Below are 17,945 nucleotides of genomic sequence, written 5' to 3'. Positions count from 1 at the left end.
CACCTCGATGAAACGTTTTCATGCGGTGAAACGATTCAAACTGTAACCTTGTCGCAATCGTTCGTCAAGACAGGACAGCCGTGGCCATCAGTGTGAAGGACGTCGCGCGCACCGCCGGCGTCTCCGTGGGGACCGTGTCCAACGTCCTGAACCGGCCTGAGAAGGTCGCGACGCCGACGGTCGAGCGCGTGCTCGCCGTCATCGCCGAGCTCGGCTTCGTGCGCAACGACGCCGCCCGGCAGCTGCGCGCCGGACGCAGTCGCAGCCTCGGGCTCATCGTGCTCGACAGCGCCAACCCGTTCTTCGCCGAGGTGGCGCGCGGAGCCGAGGAGCGCGCCGTCGCGCACGGCGTCTCGGTGCTGCTCGGCAACAGCGACCAGAACGCGGAGCGGGAGGACGCCTACCTGGACCTCTTCCGCGAGCAGCGCGTGAACGGCGTGCTGCTGACGCCGCGGTCGCTCGACGACGGGCGCGCGGCGGCGCTGGCGGATGCCGGCGTCCCGATCGTCCTCGTCGACGCGGAGTCATCGTCGGGGGCGCTGCCGTCGGTGGCCGTCGACGACGTCGAGGGCGGCCATCTGGCGGTCCGGCACCTGCTCGAGCGGGGCCGGCGGCGCATCGCGTTCGCGGGCGGCCCGGCATCCGTCCGGCAGGTCGCCGACCGGCTCGAGGGCGCCCGCCGTGCGCTGGCGGAGGTGCCGGATGCCGAGCTCGAGGTCATCGAGACCGACGCGCTCACCGTGCTGAGCGGTCGCCAGGTGGGCGCGCAGCTCGTGGCGCGCGACGCCGCGTCGCGGCCGGACGCGATCTTCTGCGCGAACGACCTGCTCGCCGTCGGCGTGCTGCAGGGCGTGAGCATCCTCGGCGGTCTGCGGGTGCCCGAGGACATCGCCCTCATCGGCTACGACGACATCGCGTTCGCCCAGGCGACGGTGGTGCCGCTCAGCTCCATCCGCCAGCCGGCGCGGGAGATCGGCGCCGCGGCGGTCGACGCCCTGTTCGCCGCCCTCGCCGAGCCGGGCGCCGAGCCCACGCGGGTGCGGTTCCAGCCCGAGCTCGTGGTGCGCGCCTCGACCGGCGGCTGAGGCCGCCGGCATCCGTCCGGTCCTCTCCAGGGTGGCTCCTCGGGCGGTCGCGGTCCGGGCGCCATCGGGCGGATGCGCGGCAGGCGTGGTCCCGCTCGACCCCGTTGACACGATTCACGCCCGCCCATAGGCTCGTGGCGGCGACTGGGGAAAGCGCATTCCATCCACGCAGTTCGAAGGTGAACAAGATGAGAAATTCCGTCCGCACGTCCGTCGTCGCTGCGCTCGCCGCTGCGGCCCTCGCCATCCCGGCCCAGGCCGCGATGGCCTCACCCGGAAGGGGTCACGGGCCGTCGAAGCCCGCGGCATCCGTCCAGCTGGAGAAGCTCGACCGGGGTCTCGTCGCCCTGCCGACCGATGGAGGCATCCACCTGACGTGGCGCCTGCTCAAGAGCGAGGCGACCGGCGCCGGCGAGACCGGGCTCACCGGCACCGACTTCGTCGTCCGCCGCGACGGCAAGCGGATCGCCACCGTCACCGACTCGACGAACTTCGTCGACGCCGACGGCACCGACCGCTCGCGGTACACCGTCTCGCCCCTGCAGGGCAAGCGCGAGGGTAGGCCGTCCGCCAAGACCACCGCGCAGGCGTCGCCCTTCCTCGACATCCCGCTCACCAAGCCCGCCGACGGCGTCACGCCCGCCGGCGAGGCGTACACCTACGCCGCGAACGACGTGTCGGTCGGCGACGTCGACGGGGACGGCGCCTACGAGTACGTCGTCAAGTGGGACCCCTCGAACTCGAAGGACGTCTCGCAGGTCGGCTACACCGGTCCCGTCTACATCGACACCTACGAGCTCGACGGCACGCTGCTCAACCGCATCGACCTCGGCGTCAACATCCGCGCCGGCGCGCACTACACCCAGTTCCTCGTCTACGACTTCGACGACGACGGGCGCAGCGAGATCATGCTGAAGACCGCTCCCGGCACGTCCTCCACCGCCTACACCAAGAACGGCAAGGCCAAGAAGGCGTCGTTCGTCACCATGCCGAAGGCCGACCGCAGGGCCGGCTACGCGCACAGCGACGACTACCGCCTGAGCGCCGCGGACTACCGCGAGCACCTCGTGGAGCTGTTCGAGGGATGGTCCGAGCGCGACGAGGTCGTCTCGGGACAGTGGCCGGCGACCCTCGAGGAGGCGTTCGGGACCGAGCCGACGCACGACTACCCGCTGTCCCAGGCCGATGCGGAGGAGCTCGTCGACTACTTCATCGACGTGTACGCGCCGTCCCGCTCGGCGCGGAACGCGCTGCGCACCTTCGAGGGCTTCATCCTCGACGGCCCCGAATACCTCACCGTCTTCGAGGGCAAGAGCGGCAAGGAGCTCGACACGGTCCGCTACGAGCCCGGCCGCGGTGACGACGGCCTCCTGTGGGGCGACTACGCCATGTCGCGCATCGAGCCCGGCAACCGCGTCGACCGCTTCCTGTCGGGTGTCGCCTACCTCGACGGCGAGAGCCCGTCGGCCGTGTTCGCCCGCGGCTACTACACGCGTGCCACGGTCGCGACCTACGACTGGGACGGCCGGCACCTGCGTCAGCGCTGGTTCGCGGACAGCGGCCACGTGCCGATGACGAACCCGTTCAACGACGGCCCGCACGGCCGCGACGGCACCGACCCCGAGTACGGCACCCTCACGACGCAGGGCTTCCACAGCCTGAGCGCCGCCGATGTCGACGGCGACGGCCGGCAGGAGATCGTCTACGGCTCGGCGACCCTCGACGACGACGGCGACCTGCTGTACTCCTCGTTCGACACGATGCCCGAGGGCAGCGCGACGCCCGGCGAGAATGTCCGGCTCGGCCACGGCGACGCCATGCACGTGGGCGACTTCGACCCGAACCGCCCGGGCAAGGAGATCTTCACCGTGCACGAGGGCGGCGCGTACGCGCCGTACGGCACCGCGATGCGCGACGCCGCGACGGGTGAGATCCTGTTCGGCGCCTATTCGGGCCGCGACACCGGCCGCGGCATGGTCGGCGACGTCCGGCCGGATGTCGAGGGCGTCGAGGTCTGGTCGAGCATGCCCGCCGGAACGGATTCCTCCGGTCTCCTCTCCGCCGCGGGTGAGACGCTGCAGCCGACGAACCCCGGGACGAACATGTCGATCCGCTGGTCCGGCGACCTCACGACGCAGATCGTGAACGGCGCGGGAACGGTGACGCCGACGATCGACGACTGGACGCGGGGCACCGTGCTGACGGCGTCCGGCACGGTCACCAACAACGGCACGAAGGGCAACCCGTCGCTGGTGGCGGACGTCCTGGGCGACTGGCGTGAGGAGCTCCTGGTGCGGACCGCCGACTCGTCGGCGCTGCGCATCTACGTCTCGACCGAGGTGACCGAGCACAAGCTGTACACGCTCATGCACGACGCCCAGTACCGTGCCGAGATCGCGCGTCAGCAGACCGCCTACAACCAGCCGGCCTACACGGACTTCTACCTGGCGTCGGACATGTCCTTCGAGGATGTTCCGCTCGCGAAGGCGGGAAAGCCGGGCAGGCGCTGAGCTGACCCGAAGAGGGGCGGATGCCGGTGGCATCCGCCCCTCTTCTCGTGCACCGGGTTCTCGTGCGCGGACGGGTGCCGAGCGCGCCGGTCGGTGCCGAGCGCGCCGGTTTGACCCCCGCCGCAGCCGGCGCGCTCGGCAGGAGCAGGCGCGCTCGGCGCCCGCCGGTCAGCGTGCGTCGCGGACCAGCGCGTTCACCGTCCGCTGCCAGTCGTCCAGCTGCCACATCGGATGGTGCGGCGCCGCGTTCGAGCAGGGCACGACGCCCCAGACGCCGGCGGCGAGGGCGGTCCGGATGCCGTGCTCGGCGAGCGACCGGCCGATCTCGCCCTCCTCGAAGGTCCCGTGCAGCGGCGTGTAGCCGACCCAGCCCTCCCCGACGAGTGCGGGAACGCCCTGCCACCGGGCCCACGCCGCGATCGCGATGACGCGGGATTCGATCTCGCGCCGCATGACCTCGGCGTAGGGCGGGTACGCCTCGTTCAGCCAGGCGTCCCACGCCGCGACGTCGACCCAGTCGTAGCCGTAGATCATCTGGTCCGTCACGACGGTGGCCCGAAGCTTCCAGTCGGCGGGACGGCCGTACTCGGCCGGCTCCGGGGCGTCCGGCAGCAGCAGGGCGCGGAGAGCCGGGTTCGGGAAGTCGGCGCTGCCCTCGGAGCGGATGTCGATCCGCTGCTGCAGGGCGTCGAGCACGCCGTAGCTGTACACGTGGAACTGCGCGGCGCCGAGCCCGCCGGGCACCTGGTGCATCGCGAGGTGCGGCGGCTTGCCGTAGCTGGCGGTGATCAGCAGGTCGGGATGCCGCTGCCGCAGTCGCCGGACCTCGCGCGCACCGCCGTCGGCGAGGGCGGGGAGGAGGGAGAAGTCGACCTCGTTGTGGAGTTCGACGAGGGCGACGAGATCGCGGAACCCGTGCGCGTCGATCCAGTCGAGCATCCGGTCCCAGGCGTCGGCGAGCACGCGGTAGCGCTCCTCGAGCGGCACGGCGTCGAGCGCCTCGAACCACCGCGGCGACGCGGCGAACGAGGGAGACTGCTGGTACTCCCAGCTGGCGAGGATCAGGACGAGCCCGTGCCGCCGGGCGGCGGTGAACAGGTCGGCGAGCCGCGACCGCAGGTCGACCCGGTACCCGCCCGGAGTGTCGTACCAGCGCGTGCGCCGGCCGTAGTACCCGCCGGTGGCCGCCGGACCGAGGCCTTCGATCTCGAGGTCCTCGGCGAGATCGTCCAGCCCGAGCCCGCCGAACAGCAGCAGCGGTGCGGCGCAGATGCGGATCGCGTTGTACCCCCGGTCGGCGGCTGCCGCGCAGGCGGCATCCAGGTCGGCGTACACGTCGCCGTCCCCCGCCCGGGTGTACCAGGAGAAGTCCCACAGCGTGATGGCCAGCCGTCCGGGCAGGTGCGCCGGCACCGGGCCCGTCAGGCCTGCGGTGTCTTCGGCGACGGTTCCGGATCCCAGGTAGCGCTCGGTCATGCGTCCATCCTTCCTGTCGTCGTCAGCGGCGCGAGCCGGCGACCGGATGCCGCCAGCTCGCGCAGCCGTGCGGCATCCGCCGCGCGGCGCTCCGCCGTGTCGAGGTCGAACACCAGCAGCTCGGGGAGCGAGGTGGCGAAGTAGTCGACGGTGTCGGGTGCCGCGAGCACGGCATCCGCGCGGGCGTCGAGGGAGTCCCAGACCGCCGCGGCGGCGTCGTGCTCGTCGAGGCGCGTGTGCGCGACGCCGATCCAGTACGTGGACGCGTCGGCGGGGCGCGGCGCCACGGCGAGGGCGGTGGTGGCGCGGGCCGCCTGCCACGCCGACCGTGCCGCGTCCGCGTCGCCCGTCAGCCGGTGCGCATCGCCGAGCAGCACGAGCCGTTCCGCCTGCGGTGTCGCGGGATGCCGCCCCTCGCCGAGGTTCGCCGGCGGCACGAGTCCGGCGGTCAGCAGCTCGATCGCCGCCGCCGCGTCGCCCGCGTCGAGCAGCGTCCGCGCACGGGCGCAGGCGGCCCGGTCGTACGCGGCGAGCACGACGCCTTCGCCGCCCTCGAACGCCCGGAAGGTCCGGCCCGTGAGGATGGCCCAGGCGCGGTCGAGCGCACCGGTGTCGAGCAGCAGCTCGATGTGGACGACGGCGAGGTCGTCGCGGCGGCCGACGAGGCCGGGATGCCGGTCGACGAGGGCGAGCCGGGTCGCGGCATCCGTCCCCTGGAGGCGGGCGACGAGGTCGCGCTCGAGGACGAGGCGGGCATCGGCGCGTGCGGCCAGGGCGGCCTCGTAGAGATCGGCCGCGGCGGAGACGTCGCCGCCGCTGCGCACCGTCGCCAGCGCCAGGTTGCGGGTGGTCACGGTGTCGTCGGCGCCGAGCTCGCGCGCGCGGGCGAGCACGGTACGGGCATCGTCGACGCGCCCGGCGTCGAGCAGCCACGCCCCGAGCAGGCTCGCGCCGGCGGCGGACCCGCGTGAGGCGGCCGCGGTGAGGGCGTCGTACTGGTCGAGCCCGGCCGGGAAGGCGCCGCCGAGGTCGAGCGTGTCCGCGGTGAGGCCCGCGTCCCGTGCGGACGAGGTGTCGCCGTCCGAGCCGGCCCAGTGGGCGCGCAGCAGCCGGCGGATCGGCTCCAGGTTCCCGAAGCCGGGAGCGCCGGCCGCCGCGGCCGCCGTCACGGCCAGCGCGTCGGCGGCAGCGCCGGCGCGGTGCAGCTCGGCGCCGGCGTCCAGCGCCGCTCTGGGGTCGACGGGCGTCCCGGTCCCGGCCAGGAGCGCGGTCACCGGATCGAGCGGGTCGGCGGCGACGAGCGCGTCGAGCTCCGCGCGCGCCTCGTCGGGGCGGCCGAGCGAGCGCAGGGCGAGCACGCGCAGGCGCTGCGCCTCGGGGATCGCGCCCGCGTCGGCGGCGAGTCGCAGCGCCTCGCGGGCCTCGCCGCGGCGCAGGGCGAGGCGGGCGCGGGCGAGGGCGGCGGGGGCGGCCCACACGGCGTTCCACCCGGCTCGACCGAGTCGCGCGTCGGCGGCGCCGAGCTCGCCGAGGCGTTCCAGCGCGAGCCCCAGCAGGTAGTGCGCCTCGCCGTCCCGCGGATTCAGGTTGCGGCGCGTCTCGCGCGCCACGGCCGTCTCGAGCTGCAGGCGTGCCGCGTCGTACTCGCCGCGGGCGAGGTGCCACGAGCCGAGGAGGGTGGCGGTGCGGGCATCCGACGGATCGCGGCGCAGCAGTTCGTGCAGGTACGGCAGGGGGGAGCGCGTGGGATGCCGGTACTGCACCAGGTGGACGGCGGTCAGATACAGCTCGTCGCTGCCGTCGATCTCCTCCGGTTGCGGCGGCGCGGTCGCCACCCACGGCTCGCCCGCGTTCTCGTCACGGCGGGTCCAGGCGACCAGCTCGGTGTCGGTGATGGCATCCGAGACGGTGACCGCGATGACCTCGCCGGTCAGCTCGACACGCCACGGCGAGGCCGGGTCGGCCGGGGTCTCGAACGCCCGCGCGGTGCCGTCCGCGAGCGTCGCCGTGACGCGGACCGAGCGGTGGTGCCCGGTGGTCTGAACGCCGACGGCGGTCGTGCCGGCGGCATCCGTCGACACCGACACGGCGGCGGCCGTCGTCGCCTGCCGGGCCGGACCGATGGCGTGCACGGGGTACCAGTACTGCCGGAAGGACTTGGTCTCGCCCGGGACCAGCCAGGCGAAATCGGGCTGGTTGTCGGTGTAGACACCGGCCATGAGCTCGACGTACGGGCCGTCGTCGTCGGTGAGCTGGTCGTCCCAGGCGTGGCCGACCGGACCGTCGCCCCAGGTCCACAGCTTCTTCCCGGGCGAGATGGCCGGGTCCGCCCAGTGCACGAACCCGGCGTCGGTGGCATGGTCGTAGCCGCCGAAGAACGCGTCGGCGGTGTCGGTGATCATGTACGACGTGGGCACCGGGATGTTGCTGTACACGTCGATGCGGTCGGCGCCGGGGCGCTCTGCGGCCAGGGCGGGGTAGTCCACGCCGTAGTACGGCCGGTCGGCGGCCGGGAAGGCCGTGATCGCGCGGCGTGCGTGGTCGGCGACGTACGCGACGTCGTCGGGGAAGAAGGCCTGATACCGCTCGTGCGAGCGTGCCGCGACGTTCGCCCACCAGAGGAAGGTCTGCGGGACGTCCGTGCGGTTGTGCAGTCGGACGTCGACCTCGACGAGAGAGGAGCCCGGACGCAGTCGCACGCCGTGCAGTCCGCGCATCCGCTGCAGCGGGTCGAGGTCGCTGTGCCAGACGACCGCGGCGCCGTCGTCCTCCCGCTCGATGCGGGCATCGACGGGGAGGAACGTCGCCGGCCGATGGTGCTGCGGCCAGTTGAACTCGACGCCACCCGACATCCACGGGCCCGCGAGGCCGACGAGCGCCGGCTTGATCACGTTGTTCCGGTAGAAGAAGTCGTACCCGGCGACCTTGTCGTAGCCGATGTGGATGCGACCGCCGATCTCGGGCAGCAGCATGAGCCGCACGTACGCGTTCTCCAGGTGGATCGCCTGCCAGCGACGCGGTCGCTTGTCGTGCGCGATGGTGTCGGTCATCGGCAGCGGGTACACGCGGCCGCTCGACCCCTGGTACACGCGGCGCTCGAGGAACGCGGGGTACGGGTCCGGGGCGCCGGGCTCGTAGGTGTCGATCTCCACGTCCGCCGCCCAGCACGCGACGCCGCCGGCGTCGAGGAGGGCCTTCTGATCGGCGGGGGCGTCGGGCAGCACGATGCGGCTGGGCGCGGAGTCGTCGCGGGTCACCTGCCGAATCTACGGTCGACCGCGCCTCGCGCACATGGCCGAAAGGGCGCGCGGCATGGATGATCCGCTGGTCCGTCCGACAGAATGGGGGAATGGAGCGAGCGGACGGATTCGAGCGCCAGCGGCTCAGTGTCGTGCCGCGGCCACTCGTGGAGGCGGCACTGGCCCGCCCGGTCACCCGACGGATCGTGGTGACGGATGCCGGATACTTCCCGCGCGCCGCCGATCACGGGCGGCACCGCCCGCGCGGGGCCGCCGAGACCATCGTCATCGTGTGCGTGGACGGCGCCGGATGGGTCGAGGTCGCCGGTCAGCGCACGCGCGTCGGGTCGTCGACGGCGATCGTGATCCCCGGCGGCGTGCCGCACGCCTACGGCGCATCAGCGGAGGACCCCTGGACGATCTGGTGGTGCCATGTGCGCGGCAGCGACGTCCCCGAGCTGCTCGAGGCCGCGGACATCTCGGCGACCCGCGTCACCCTCTCGCTGCGCGCCGCCGACCGGGCGACGGCGCTGCTCGACGAGATCGCGACGTCGCTCGAGCGGGACAGCACGCCCGCCCGGCTGCTCGCCACGTCGGGCATCGCCTGGCGTCTGCTCACCCAGCTCGCCGTGGACCGGCTGCTGCCCGAGCGCGGCACGCCGCTCTCGCGGGCTCTGCGCTACCTGGAGGAGCGCATCGACGGCAGCGTGCACGTCCCCGAGCTTGCCGCGATGGTCGGGGTGTCGCCGTCGCACCTCGCCGCCCTGTTCCGCGAAGCCACCGGCGGCGGCATCGTCGCGCACCACCTCGCGCTGAAGATGGCGCTCGCCCGGTCGCTCCTCGACACGACCGACCTTCCGGTGGCGGAGGTGGGCCGTCGCGTCGGCATGGATGACCCGTTCTACTTCTCGCGCCGGTTCCGCCTCACCCACGGCATGGCGCCCACCGCGTATCGCGAGCACCGGAAGGGCTGACGGATGCCGCCGCGTCCGCCGCGGCATCCGTCGACCCCGTCAGCCCTTCGTGGCGCCGGCGGTCAGGTCGGCCCGCCAGAAGCGCTGCAGCGCGATCATCAGCCCCACGAGGATGACAGCCGACACCGCCGAGCCCATGACGACGAGGGAGTAGAATGCCGGGTCGCGCTGGGTCTGCGAGTTCCAGAGCGTCAGACCCAGCGTCACGGGAAAGGTCTTCGTGTCGTTGAGCATCACGAGCGGCAGCAGGTAGTTGTTCCAGATCGTCACGAACTGGAACAGGAAGATCGTGACCAGCGCCGGCATCATCATGCGGGTCGCGATGGTCCCGAAGATCCGCAGATCCCCGGCGCCGTCGAGCCGCGCCGCCTCGACGATCTCGTCGGGCACGCTCGCGTTCGCGTGGATGCGGGCGAGGTAAACGCCGAAAGGGCTCACCATGCTCGGCAGCAGCACGGCCCAGTACGACCCGGTGAGGCCGACCGTGTTGAGCAGGAAGTACAGCGGCAGGGCGATCACGGTCGCCGGCACCAGCACGCCGCCCAGGATGACGGAGAACAGCGCCTCCTTGCCGCGGAACCGGTACTTGGCGATCGCGTAGCCCGCGGCGGCGGAGAGGACCATCGCCACCAGCGCGCCGAGCCCCGAGTACAGGAGGCTGTTGCCGACCCAGCGGGTGAAGACGCCGCCGCTCTGGGTGAACAGGGCGGTGAGGTTCTGCCACGCCTGCGGGGTGTCGCTGAACCACAGTCCGAAGGTGCCGAAGAGATCGCCGGGCGACTTGGTGGCCGCGACGATCACCCACACGAGCGGCAGCAGGAAGTAGATGCCGGCGACGGCGAGCACGAGGTTGACGGCCAGCGTGCTGGGCGCGCCGCTGCGAACGGACGGAGCGCGGTTCACCATGCGCGGGATCCCTTCCGGTTGACGAGTCGGAGGAAGCCGAAGGAGAAGATGAAGCCGAGGAGGGCGACCAGCACCGCCATCGCGGCGGCGAGGTTCGGGTTGCCCTGCGCGAAGGCCTGGTTGTAGGCGGCGAGGTTCGGCGTGTAGGTGGAGCTGATCGCGGTCGTGAGCGGCTGCAGGACGAGGGGCTCCACGAACAGCTGCAGGGTTCCGATGATCGTGAAGACGGTGACCAGGATGACGGAGGGCCGCACGAGGGGCAGCTTGATGTGCCACGTCGTCGACCACGTCGACGCGCCGTCGACCCGGGCGGCCTCATAGAGCTCCGACGGGATCGCGTCCAGCGCGGCCATCAGGATGACCATGTTGTAGCCGGCGAATCCCCAGAGGGCGATGTTCGCGATGGCGAACAGGACATTCCCGCTCGCGAGCGGATCCACGGCGATCCCGAGCTCGCCGAGCCCCTGCAGGACCGGGCTCGTCGCGGGGATGTAGAGGAAGCCCCAGAGGAGGGTGGCGATCACGCCGGGCACGCCGTAGGGCGCGAAGTAGAGCACGCGGAAGAAGCGCGGGAACCGCGCCTTGCCCGAGTCGAGCAGGAGGGCGAGACCGAGCGCGGTGAGGACCATGAGCGGCACCTCGATGGCGGCGAAGACCACCAGTCGTCCGACGCTGTCGAGGAAGGCGGCGTCGCCCAGCGCGCGGGCGTAGTTGTCGAGGAAGACGAAGGCCGTCTCGGGGCGGCCCAGTCCGAGGCCGGAGCTGCGAGTCGTGAACATGCTCTGCACGACGGCGTAGACGATCGGCGCGACGAAGAAGAGGGCGAACATGACCACGAACGGCAGGAGCAGGACCCATTTCGCCGCGGAACGGTCGCGGGTGCGGGGTCGCCGTCGGGGTGGGGCCAGTGCGGTCATGCGGGAGGGTCTCCGGTTCGGGTGCGGATGGGGGGAGGGAGGGGAGGGCGACGCGCCCTTTCCTCCCTCCCCCCGGGAGTCACTTGACGCTGATGCCGCGCTCGGTCAGCGCGTCGACCATGTCCTGCTGGGTCTGCCGGTAGGCGTCCACCAGCGGGGTGCCGCCGTCGATCGCGGCGGAAACGTTGTCACTCAACGACGCGAACAGGGTGGAGCTCAGCGGCGGCCACTGCCACGAGGTGTCGACGGCGGCATCCGACGCGGCGAACGTGTCCCAGATGTCCTGGCCGCCGTAGAAGTCGAAGACCTCCGGGTCGTCCTGCAGGGACGCGATCGCGCTGGTGTCGGCGATGGCCGGCCACCCGGCTCCGATGCTGGTGAGGATGCTCACCGATTCGGGGTCGGAGTTGAGCCACAGGGCGAACTCGGTCGCCTCGGCGGGGTGATCGGTGCCCCGGAGGACGACGCTGGCCGAGCCGCCGGCCCAGGTCGCCGAGACGTTCTCGCCGGCTTCCCACTGCGGCACCGGGCTGACCGCCCAGGCGCCGGCGGTGTCGGGGGCGGTGCCCCGGAGGATGGCGTCAGCCCACGAGCCCGAGATCCACGAGAGGATCTCGCCGTTCTGGATGTCGGCGTTCCACTCGTTGGACATGTCCGCGACGACCTTCACGAGATCCTCGTCGACGAGCTTCTGCCAGAACTCGGCGACCTTCAGGGTCTCCTCGCCGTCGATGTCGACGGTCCAGGCGTCGCCCTCGGTGCCGAACCAGCTCGCGCCGCCCTGCTGGGCGAGGCCGATCATCCAGGGCGCCTGGTTGAAGGCGAACGCGGCGATGTACCGGTCCGACGCGCGGATCGTCTGGGCCGCCTCGTAGTACTCGTCCCACGTCGTCGGGGCCTCGATGCCGAGCTCCTCGAAGATGTCGGCGCGGTAGAACTGGCCGAGCGGGCCGGATGCCTGCGGGATGGAGTAGACGCTGCCGTCGAAGACACCGGTCTCCCACTGCCACGGCACGAACGTCTCGGCGGAGTCCGCCGCGTACTCGGTGATGTCCTCGAGGCCGTCGTTGATGAGGAAGTCCGGGATGGCGTCGTAGCCGACCTGGGCGACGTCGGCGGCGTTGCCGGCCTGAACGGCGGACAGCATCGTCGCGTAGCCGCCGTCGGGGCCGGCGGTGACGGTCTCGAGGGTGACCTCGATGTCGTCGTGCGCCTCGTTGAACGCGTCGACGGCTTGATCGATGTTCGGCACCCAGGACTGGAAGGTGATCTCGACGGGCTCGCCGTTCGAGGATCCGGTGTCGTCGGAACCGGCGCAGCCGGCGAGGACGAGGGCGGCGGTGGTCGCGACGGCGAATGCCGCGGCCGGACGCCGGAAGCGGTCGGGGAGGGACATGATGCTCCTTTGCATGTGAGTGAGGCAGCTCTGCCGGGAAAGCGGTGCGAGGCGACGGTAAAACGATTCAGCCCTCCGGCGGTATGGCGGAAGCCCTGGGAAACATGGACGATCCGCTGATCGTGGGGCGGGCGGCATCCGTCTCGTAGGCTCGGATGACGCTTTCCCCTCGCCCCTCGGAGGTCTCCATGCCCGTGCACCGCCTCGTCGTCGCCGCCCCGACGGATGCCCCGGTCGCCGCCGTCACCGCCTCGCCGGGGCGGGCCGAGGTCGACGTCACCGCGCGGAGCCTGCGACGGGACGGCCGGGCGATCTTCCCGCTGTCCGGCGAGATCCACTACTCCCGCGTGCCTCGCCGGCGGTGGGACCGCGTGCTGCGGGCTGCGCGCGCCGGTGGTCTGACGCACGTGTCGACGTACGTGCTGTGGAACCATCACGAGGCCGAGCGGGGCGCCTACGACTTCGCCGGGGGGAAGGATGTCCGGGCGTTCGCGGCGGCGGCGCTCGACGCCGGGCTCGAGGTGATCCTGCGGATCGGACCGTATGCGCACGCCGAGTCGCGGCACGGCGGGCTGCCGGACTGGCTCGCCGACTCCGGGCTCCCGCTCCGCACGAACGATCCCGGGTACCTCGCCGAGGTCGACCGGTGGTACGCCCGGCTGGCCGCCGAGGTCCGCGGCATCCCCCTCTTCTCCGTCCAGGTCGACAACGAGCTGTACGACGGCGCGGCACACCTGGGGCGGCTGCGAGAGATGGCCGAGACCCACGGGTTCGCCGCGCCGCTGTGGACGGCGACCGCCTGGGGCGCCGCGCAGGTGCCGGACGGCTTCCTGCCGGTCTACGGCGGCTACCCCGAGTCGTTCTGGGTCGAGGCGGATTCCGGCCCCGACCTGCGGAGCTTCTCGAACTTCTACCCGACGCCCCGGCGCGACGACGACTCGATCGGCGCCGACCACCGGGGCGACGCGGTGGGCGCGAGCAGGGCGTCCTCCGGCGAGCCGTTCCCGTTCGCGACGTGCGAGCTCGGCTCGGGCATGACCTCCGCCTATCACCGCCGGCTGAACGTGCCCGCGGCGGACGTGGCCGCCCTCGCGCTCGCCAAGCTCGCGTCCGGCAGCGTCTGGCAGGGCTACTATATGTACGGCGACGGGCGGAATCCGGCGCCTCGGCTGCAGGAGTCGCACGAGACCGGCGCGCCGAACGACTTCGTCGACCTCTCCTACGACTTCGGCGCGCCGGTGCAGGTGGACGGCGCGGTGCGTCCCAGCTGGTTCGCGCTGCGGCGGCAGCACGCCCTGATCGACCGCTGGGGCGCGGCGCTCGCCGAGATGCCGGCATCCTTCCCCGACGACGCGGTCGATACCCCCGACGTCACCGGGCTCCGCTGGTCGGTGCGCTCTGACGGGACGACCGGGTTCGTGTTCGTTGTGAACCGGCAGCCGAGCACCGAGCTGCCGGCGCACGCCGATACGCGGTTCGTCGTCACCGGACCGTCGGGCACGGTGGAGTTCCCGCCGGTGGACGTGCCGTCGGGGGCGGCATTCGCCTGGCCGTTCGGGCTCGCGGTCGGCGACGTGACGCTCGCCTGGCTGACCGCGCAGCCCATCGCCGAGCTGGAATGGCGGGGCGCCCCGCTGCTCGTGGCGGCCGCCACCGCCGGCATCCGTCCGCAGCTCGCCGCCGATGCCGATGTCGAGTTCCGAGCGCCGGGCGGGCGCGGTGCGTCGGCTGGGCGCGGTGTTTCGGGCGGGCGCGGCGCCGAGTTCGAGCTGCGGCGGGACGGCGAGGTCCGTGCGCGCGTGCTCGTGCTCGACGAGGCGGATGCCGACGCGGTCGTGGTCGCCGGAGGGCGGCTCGTGTGGGCGCCCGGTGCCGTGGTGGGCGCGGACGGCTCGCTGGAGTTCGCGGGCGCCGCCGCGGCGGACGCGGCAGCCGAGGTCCTCGGCGAGGACGGCTGGCAGCCGGTCGACGTCGCCGCAGTCCCGGTGGCCCCGGCGACCTGGACGATCGAGCGGGAAGCGGGCGCCGCGCCGGCCGCGGCCACGGGGGCCTCGGGCCGGGCCTCGGTGCCGTCGGACTGGTCGGGCGCCGCCCTCGTGACGGTGCCGCTGGATCCGGCGGACGAGCGGACGCTCGCACTCTCCTGGAGCGGTGACGTCGCCCGCGCGTGGGACGGCGACCGCCTGGTGTCCGACGCCGTCTGGACCGGGCGGCCGTGGCGCATCCCGGCCGAGGAGCGCGGCGGCGCGACGGAGCTGCGGGTGGAGATCCTGCCGGCGCCCCCGACCGGCCGCGTGTACTTCCCGGCGGAGCCGCCCACCGGGGCGGCCGTCACGGCGGCCGAGTTCGAGTCCGTGGTGACCGCACAGCTCTGAGGGGTGCGCCGCGGCATCCGTTCTCGGCGAGGCCCGAGTCTGTCCGCCTCGGGTGGGCTGTCCGTCGCGGCGACGCCGCATCTACTCGACGCGCGGAAGCGGCGAGGCGTTCCGGCTGCGGAGCGGCGAGCTCGCGTCAGCGGGCGGAGACCACCGCGTTGTCCAACTCGTCGAGGTCGACGCCGGGGCGCACGGCGCGGTTGGTGAGGAGCACCCAGGCGAGGCCGGCCGACGGGTGGACCCAGAACTCCGTGCCGGCCCAGCCGCCGTGGCCGTAGACGTCCTGGTCGATGAGACCCGGCGCGCGGGAGCGGAGGTTCCAGGTGAAGCCCCAGTCCTGACCACGCTCGGCCGGATACGGCTCGAGCCGGGGGATGTCGCCGGTGAGCGGTCGGCGCATCATCGCGAGGGTCTCCGGCTGCAGGATGCCTCCCGTCTCACCCGCGCCGATGCGCAGCAGGGCCGTGCCGAGGCGCAGCAGGTCCTCCGCCCGGCCGGCCAGTCCTGCGCCGGGATTGCGGAGGGCGACGAAGCGGTCCATGTCGACGCCGGCGGCGGCCGCGTCGTCCACCGCGACGGTGCCGGCGTGGTCCAGGCTCAGGCCGTCCGCGCCGATCTCGGCGGCCCAGCTCGCGACCTCGGCATCCCACTCCCTGCCTGTCACGGCCGAGACCAGCGCCGCGACGCCCTCGAACGCGAGGGTGGAGTACCGCGATGCGGTGCCGGCGGCGAAGTCCCGTCCGGCCGTCAGCAGCTCGGTGCGGAGCGGCGTCGCCGTGTCGAGCGGCGGCTCCGAGATCCCCGACGTGTGCGACACGAGATGGCGCAGCCGGACGACGTCGTCGCGGGCCGTCCCGAACTCCGGCAGCGCCGCCGTCAGCGGTGTCTCCGTCGTCAGGAGGCCGCGTTCGATGGCGCGAGCGGCGGCGATCCCGACGAGCGGCTTCGTGATGGAGAAGAGCGGATACCGGTCGTCGACGCTCGCGCCGAAGGCGTCCAGGGCGACGGTGCCGGCCGCCGTCGCGACGCCGAGCACCGCCGACGGCAGCTGCCCGGCGGTGACGTGGCTCCGGACCCGGTCGAACGCGGCGGTGTGCGCCGCCATCACTCGACCTCGTGTCCGAGGTCGGGGCGGGCGAGGAACCGCGCCGTGGCATCCGTCACCTGTTCGAGCTCGACGATGACGACCTCGTTGGCGCCGGAGCGCGTCACCGGTCCCGGCACGTACAGGGTGCGCTGCGGGCCGCGACGCCAGTACCGGCCCAGGAAGAACCCGTTCACCCAGGCGTAGCCCTTGCCCCAGCCGCGGGTGTCGAGGAAGAGGTCGGCGGATGCCGCCAGGTCGAACGACCCGCGCAGCCCGATCGGACCGACCGCTCGGCCTGCCGCGACCAGGTCCTCCGCGGCGGGAGCTCCGGCCACCGCGCGTCCCAGCGCCGGGACGTCCACCGTGCGCACCGACCAGGCTCCCTCGAGCCGGGCGCCGTCCAGCCGTACCGCGCCGATGAGGCCCTTCGCCTCGCCGATCTTGGTGTCGTAGTTGACCCGGCCGGTCTCCTCGACGAGGAGGCTCAGTCGCTCGCCCGCCGGCAGCGTGAGGGTGTCGTCGCCGATCGTGCGCTGCAGGCGCCCCACGGGGCGGCCGTCGCGGGCGACCCAGGCGTAGTCGCGCACTTCCGCCTCGAGCACGGCGTCCCGGTCGCTGGGAGCCGTGACGGAGTACTCGACGAGCACGACGTCCGCGCCGAGCTCGTCCATCGTGGGGGCTGCGGCGAATTCGCCCCGCTCCACGGCGGTGAGCCGCAGCGGGTCGGCGACCGCCGTGAGGGATGCCGTCGGCGTCGGCGCATCGACCGGCTCGGGGAGCGGCTCGTCCGGGACGGGCGCGTGCTTCGCGATGACCTCGCGGAACGCGCGGAACTTCTCGGTGAGATCGCCCGACTCGGTGATGGGGGAGTCGTAGTCGTAGCTCGTGACCATCGGGAGGTACCGGCCGGAGTCGTTCGCCCCGGCGGTGAGCCCGAAGTTCGTCCCGCCGTGGACCATGTAGATGTTCACGGATGCCCCTGCACCGAGCAGCCGGTCGAGGTCGGCCGCCGAGTCGGCGAACGTCGTCGTGTGGTGCTTCTCGCCCCAGTGATCGAACCAGCCGCACCAGAACTCCATGCACATGAGCGGTCCGGTCGGCTGGTGCTCCCGCAGGACGGCGAGGCGCTCCTCGATGCGACCGCCGAACGAGCCGGTCTTGTGCAGGCCGTCGTGCGCGCCGCCCTCGAGCATGTGCGGGATGGGCTGGTCGACCTGCGTCAGCGGGACCGTGATGCCGCTCTCGCGGGTCACCCGGATGAGCTCGGCGAGGTACGCCTTGTCGGAGCCGTACGCGCCGTACTCGTTCTCGATCTGGACCAGGATGACCGACCCGCCGTGATCGATCTGGCGCGGGGCGACGATCGCGTTCACCCGCTGCAGGTACGCGGTCACCTCGGCGAGGTAGCGCGGGTCGGAGCTGCGCAGCCGCATCTCGGTGTCGGCGGTCAGCCAGGTCGGCAGGCCGCCGCCGTGCCACTCGGCGCAGACGAACGGCCCGGGACGGACGATGGCGTGCATCCCCTCTTCCGCGACGATGTCCAGGAAGCGGCCGAGGTCGAGTGCGCCGCCGGCATCCCACTGTCCCTTGACCGGCTCGTGCGCGTTCCACATGACATAGGTCTCGATGGCGTTGAGGCCCATGAGTCGCGCCTTGCGGATGCGGTCGCGCCAGAGGTCGGGATGCACGCGGGGGTAGTGCATCGCGCCCGAGATGATCCGGTGCGGCTGTCCGTCGAGCAGGAAGTCGGTCTCTCCGATGGTGAAGCGAGAAGTCACCTGCCCACCCTAGTCAGCCGGGCGGCCGGTGGGGAAGCGCTTTCCGATTCGCCGACGGGCCGTCTGCCCGATACGGATGCACGATCGGTGGTGCCGATGCGGCCGCGTGGGGCGTCGGCTGCGCCCCACGCCCCACGCGTCGTGCATCCGTACCGAGGGCCGACCAGGCGGCGGGGCGATCAGACGGCCGGGCGGGCGACCC

The 17,945-nt window shown here is 72.6% G+C and carries 11 protein-coding genes; 4 read left to right on the top strand and 7 right to left on the bottom strand.

Translation table 11 applies throughout. The features are described 5' to 3' along the window. Positions 1–80 precede the first annotated feature (80 nt). Complete coding sequence (locus AB3M83_RS00610; RefSeq protein WP_412944406.1) at positions 81–1,085, top strand: LacI family DNA-binding transcriptional regulator; 1,005 nt, start codon at positions 81–83, stop codon at positions 1,083–1,085. A 179-nt stretch (positions 1,086–1,264) separates the two neighbouring features. Then, on the top strand, positions 1,265–3,595 hold the full coding sequence (locus AB3M83_RS00605; RefSeq protein WP_412944405.1) for a rhamnogalacturonan lyase: 2,331 nt from the start codon (positions 1,265–1,267) through the stop codon (positions 3,593–3,595). 168 nt (positions 3,596–3,763) lie between these two features. Here the strand turns inward: AB3M83_RS00605 and AB3M83_RS00600 are convergent, their stop codons facing one another. Together AB3M83_RS00600 and AB3M83_RS00595 are read right to left on the bottom strand one after the other, a co-directional pair. Further along, positions 3,764–5,071, bottom strand: a complete 1,308-nt coding sequence (locus tag AB3M83_RS00600) for a cellulase-like family protein (protein WP_412944404.1) — start codon at positions 5,069–5,071, stop codon at positions 3,764–3,766. Beyond that, positions 5,068–8,328: a DUF5107 domain-containing protein gene (locus tag AB3M83_RS00595; protein ID WP_412944403.1), complete on the bottom strand. Its 3,261-nt coding sequence runs from the start codon at positions 8,326–8,328 to the stop codon at positions 5,068–5,070. The genes AB3M83_RS00600 and AB3M83_RS00595 overlap by 4 nt, the downstream gene beginning before the upstream one ends. 92 nt (positions 8,329–8,420) lie before the next feature. Between AB3M83_RS00595 and AB3M83_RS00590 the strand changes: the two genes are divergently transcribed. Continuing rightward, a complete protein-coding gene (locus tag AB3M83_RS00590) occupies positions 8,421–9,284 on the top strand; it encodes an AraC family transcriptional regulator (RefSeq protein ID WP_412944402.1) in 864 nt (287 codons plus the stop codon). Positions 9,285–9,323: 39 nt separating this feature from the next. Here the strand turns inward: AB3M83_RS00590 and AB3M83_RS00585 are convergent, their stop codons facing one another. The 3 genes from AB3M83_RS00585 to AB3M83_RS00575 all read right to left on the bottom strand — a co-directional run bounded on the left by AB3M83_RS00585 (position 9,324) and on the right by AB3M83_RS00575 (position 12,503). Continuing rightward, positions 9,324–10,190 carry a carbohydrate ABC transporter permease gene (locus tag AB3M83_RS00585; RefSeq protein WP_412944401.1) on the bottom strand — a complete coding sequence of 289 codons (867 nt, stop codon included), beginning with the start codon at positions 10,188–10,190 and terminating at the stop codon, positions 9,324–9,326. After that, on the bottom strand, positions 10,184–11,107 hold the full coding sequence (locus AB3M83_RS00580; RefSeq protein ID WP_412944400.1) for a carbohydrate ABC transporter permease: 924 nt from the start codon (positions 11,105–11,107) through the stop codon (positions 10,184–10,186). Before AB3M83_RS00580 ends, AB3M83_RS00585 begins: the two co-directional genes overlap by 7 nt. A 79-nt stretch (positions 11,108–11,186) precedes the next feature. Further along, entirely contained in the window at positions 11,187–12,503 is a 1,317-nt protein-coding gene (locus AB3M83_RS00575) for an ABC transporter substrate-binding protein (protein ID WP_412944399.1), read from the bottom strand. A gap of 188 nt (positions 12,504–12,691) precedes the next feature. On the opposite strand from AB3M83_RS00575, the gene AB3M83_RS00570 reads away from it, so the two are divergent. Beyond that, positions 12,692–14,878, top strand: a complete 2,187-nt coding sequence (locus AB3M83_RS00570; protein ID WP_412944398.1) for a beta-galactosidase — start codon at positions 12,692–12,694, stop codon at positions 14,876–14,878. A gap of 136 nt (positions 14,879–15,014) precedes the next feature. Here AB3M83_RS00570 and AB3M83_RS00565 read toward each other — a convergent pair whose 3' ends face one another. After that, on the bottom strand, positions 15,015–15,983 hold the full coding sequence (locus tag AB3M83_RS00565) for a serine hydrolase domain-containing protein (RefSeq protein WP_412944397.1): 969 nt from the start codon (positions 15,981–15,983) through the stop codon (positions 15,015–15,017). Continuing rightward, positions 15,983–17,743: a glycoside hydrolase family 35 protein gene (locus AB3M83_RS00560; protein ID WP_412944396.1), complete on the bottom strand. Its 1,761-nt coding sequence runs from the start codon at positions 17,741–17,743 to the stop codon at positions 15,983–15,985. The genes AB3M83_RS00565 and AB3M83_RS00560 overlap by 1 nt, the downstream gene beginning before the upstream one ends. Positions 17,744–17,945: the final 202 nt, after the last annotated feature.

Origin of the sequence: Microbacterium pasadenense, from assembly GCF_047246565.1 — a bacterium.
In the GTDB taxonomy this organism is placed as follows: domain Bacteria; phylum Actinomycetota; class Actinomycetes; order Actinomycetales; family Microbacteriaceae; genus Microbacterium.
This window is presented reverse-complemented; position numbering and strand designations above follow the sequence as displayed.

Coding starts and splice junctions, on each gene's coding strand:
- AB3M83_RS00600 (WP_412944404.1), bottom strand. CDS start 5,071: ATGACCGAGCGCTACCTGGGATCCGGAACCGTCGCCGAAGACACCGCA.
- AB3M83_RS00590 (WP_412944402.1), top strand. CDS start 8,421: ATGGAGCGAGCGGACGGATTCGAGCGCCAGCGGCTCAGTGTCGTGCCG.
- AB3M83_RS00585 (WP_412944401.1), bottom strand. CDS start 10,190: ATGGTGAACCGCGCTCCGTCCGTTCGCAGCGGCGCGCCCAGCACGCTG.
- AB3M83_RS00580 (WP_412944400.1), bottom strand. CDS start 11,107: ATGACCGCACTGGCCCCACCCCGACGGCGACCCCGCACCCGCGACCGT.
- AB3M83_RS00575 (WP_412944399.1), bottom strand. CDS start 12,503: ATGTCCCTCCCCGACCGCTTCCGGCGTCCGGCCGCGGCATTCGCCGTC.
- AB3M83_RS00570 (WP_412944398.1), top strand. CDS start 12,692: ATGCCCGTGCACCGCCTCGTCGTCGCCGCCCCGACGGATGCCCCGGTC.
- AB3M83_RS00565 (WP_412944397.1), bottom strand. CDS start 15,983: ATGGCGGCGCACACCGCCGCGTTCGACCGGGTCCGGAGCCACGTCACC.